This window comes from Actinomycetota bacterium (genome assembly GCA_005774595.1).
Classification (GTDB): Bacteria; Actinomycetota; Coriobacteriia; order Anaerosomatales; family D1FN1-002; genus D1FN1-002.
Genome location: VAUM01000267.1, coordinates 1 through 2,762 on the forward strand (window position 1 = coordinate 1; position 2,762 = coordinate 2,762).

Below are 2,762 nucleotides of genomic sequence, written 5' to 3' on the forward strand. Positions count from 1 at the left end.
CGTCGATGATGCCGTGCGCCAGCGCGTACTCGAGCGTGCGCGCGTTGCGCGCGACCCCGCGCACGAGCGGCGGGTCGGGCAGCGCTTTGGCGGCGGCGGCGAGCGAGCCGCCGATCAGCCCCACGCCGACCACAACGACCGAGGAGTACGCGCTCACGCCACGTGCCCCCAGCGGCGGCCATCGAGCGCGAGCACCGGGTCGAGCGAGGCCATGAGCTCGCCGAACGCCTCGGGCGTCAGCGACTGCGGGCCGTCGCACTTCGCGTGCTCGGGGTCGTTGTGCACCTCGACCATGAGTCCGTGGGCGCCCGCGACCAGCGCCGCGCGACACATCGGCGCCACGAGCTCGCGGCGGCCGGTCGCGTGCGACGGGTCCGCGATGATCGGCAGGTGCGTGAGCGTGCGCAGCGCGGCGACGGCGGCCAGGTCGAACGTGTTGCGGGTGTACGACTCGAAGGTGCGGATGCCGCGCTCGCACAGCATCACGTCGCGGTTGCCGCCCTTGAGCAGGTACTCGGCGGCCTGCAGCACCTCGTCGATCGTCGCGGACAACCCGCGCTTGAGCAGGATCGGCTTCCGCATGCGGCCCATCTCGTCGAGCATCATGAAGTTCTGCATGTTGCGCGCGCCGATCTGGAGCACGTCGGCCCACTCGGCCACCGTCTCGGCATCGCGCACGTCGAGCACCTCGGTGACCACGGGCAGGCCGGCCTCGTCGCCTGCGGCACGCAGGAGCTTCAGGCCCTCGACGCCCATGCCCTGGAACGCGTACGGGCTCGTCCGCGGCTTGTACGCGCCGCCGCGCAGGAAGTTCGCGCCTGCTGCCTTCACCGCCCGCGCCACCGTGACCATCTGCTCCTCGGACTCGATGGAGCACGGGCCGGCGATCATCGCCGCGTCGGCGGCGCCCACGCGCGAGGTGCCCACCGTGATGACGGTGTCCTCCGCCTGGAAGTCGCGGCTCACGAGCTTGTACGGCTTGAGGACGCGGACGACCTCCTCGACGCCGGGCAGACCCTCGAGCTCGAGCGAGTACACGACCTCGCGCTCCCCCACCACGCCGATGACCGTCTTGACCGCGCCGCCGGACAGGTGCGCCTCCGCGCCCGCCTCCTTCAGCCGGTCGACGACGTGCTGTATCTCCTGCTGGGACGCGTGGTCCCTCATCACGACGAGCATGTCTGCGTGCCTTCCCTTCGTCTAGAACCCGCCGAGCGCCGCGTGCGCGGCCTCGAGCGCTGCTATCACGTACTCAGTGTCCCCGGGCGCGGGCATCGTCATGCGCAGCGCGGGCGCGGGCCCGAGCTGCCGCACGATGACGCCCTCGGCGAGCAGGGCCTCGAACACCTCGGCCGGCTTGGCCGTGTGGAAGTAGACGAAGTTCGCCTGCGAGGGCGCGTAGGTCACGCCGAGGCGGTCGAGTGCGGCGCACAGCGCGGCGAGCTGCTCGGCGTTCTCGGTGCGGCGGCGGGCCACCTCGGCGTCGTCGTCGAGCGAGTGGAACGCGGCGGCCTGCGCGACCGCGTTGACATTGAACGGCTCGCGGACCTTGTCGACGGCCTCGCGCAGCGGCTCGGGCATGGCGCCGTAGCCGACGCGCAGGCCGGCGAGCGAGTACGCCTTCGAGAAGGTGCGCAGGACCGCGAGCGGGCGCTCGCCGTCGAAGTACGCCATGCCGTCGGGGAAGTGCGAGTCCGTCACGAACTCGATGTACGCCTCGTCGACCACGACGAGCACGTGCTCCGGGACCTTGGCGAGGAAGATCTCGAACTCCGGCTTGCGGACGATCGTGCCGGTGGGGTTGTTCGGGTTGCACACGAACAGCAGGCGCGTGCGGTCCGTGACCGCGGCGAGCATGGCGTCGAGGTCGTGGGCGTCGCCCGCGAGCGGCACCGCCACCGCCTTCGCGCCGAACAGCGTGCACACCATCGGGTAGACGACGAAGCTCGGCCACGCGTAGACCTGTCCCTTAGCCTCATCTGCCGCTGCCGACGACGAGGGGAGGGGGGGGTGGAGGTGCAAGCATTTGAGTTTAAATCGATTCCAGAATCACCTCAGAGATGTCCATCACCTTCAAATGGTTTCCGGTTTCCTTTGCGGCCTGAGCAAAGTTGTTCTTACACCAGGGGCAGGCGGAGACCAGCACTTCTGCGCCTACATCCATCACTTCTTCCAATCGGTGCTTTGCCGAGAAGGAGGCTAATTGTGGGAAGGCCTCCTTTGTCCCGCGGCCTGCTCCACAACAGAAGGCATTCTCCCTTGTTCTGGGCATCTCCACAAATTCGACACCCGGAATGGCTTTCAGAATGTTTCTCGGCTGCGCATACAGTCCCTCTGTTCCCCGCCGTCTCTTAAGCCCAGGACTGACAGTGCCCATCCATCCCCGTTCCCCTTTCCAGGGTGTCCAGGAATCAGAAAGTCTGCTGATGCTGCACGAATCGTGATAGGCCAACCGCGCCTCTACCGGCTTGATCAACTTGAGCGCTCCTTTCTGGAGCGCGGCATCGGCAAACTCAACCAGATGTATGACCTTGAAGCCCATGTCCTGGGTGGCCATATTGAGCATCTTCGGGTAATCGACCTTCCACATCCGATACCCCTCGGCACAGCTGGTGATTAACGTCTTGGTTCCTGCGGCTTTGACGGCGTCGATATTGCGGCGCGCCAATGCCCGTGCTTCGTCGATCATGCCAACCGAGAAAAGCGTATTCCCACAACACCATTCATCAGGCATCAACATGAAAGGCGTGCCAGAGGCATTG

At 66.8% G+C, this 2,762-nt stretch carries 4 protein-coding genes; all 4 read right to left on the reverse strand.

Annotated elements, in window-relative coordinates; genetic code table 11:
- Positions 1-157 (reverse strand): prephenate dehydrogenase/arogenate dehydrogenase family protein (locus tag FDZ70_08945; GenBank protein TLM71220.1); only part of this gene is annotated, 157 nt, incomplete at its 3' end.
- Positions 154-1,179, reverse strand: a complete 1,026-nt coding sequence (aroF, locus tag FDZ70_08950; GenBank protein TLM71221.1) for a 3-deoxy-7-phosphoheptulonate synthase — start codon at positions 1,177-1,179, stop codon at positions 154-156. The genes FDZ70_08945 and aroF, both read right to left, overlap by 4 nt.
- A gap of 21 nt (positions 1,180-1,200) precedes the next feature.
- Positions 1,201-1,929, reverse strand: a complete 729-nt coding sequence (locus FDZ70_08955; GenBank protein TLM71222.1) for an aminotransferase class I/II-fold pyridoxal phosphate-dependent enzyme — start codon at positions 1,927-1,929, stop codon at positions 1,201-1,203.
- A gap of 103 nt (positions 1,930-2,032) precedes the next feature.
- Positions 2,033-2,762, reverse strand: a 730-nt coding sequence (locus FDZ70_08960; GenBank protein ID TLM71223.1) for a (Fe-S)-binding protein, incomplete at its 5' end; no start/stop codon positions are given.

Coding starts and splice junctions, on each gene's coding strand:
- FDZ70_08955 (TLM71222.1), bottom strand. CDS start 1,929: ATGGTGTGCACGCTGTTCGGCGCGAAGGCGGTGGCGGTGCCGCTCGCG.
- aroF (TLM71221.1), bottom strand. CDS start 1,179: ATGCTCGTCGTGATGAGGGACCACGCGTCCCAGCAGGAGATACAGCAC.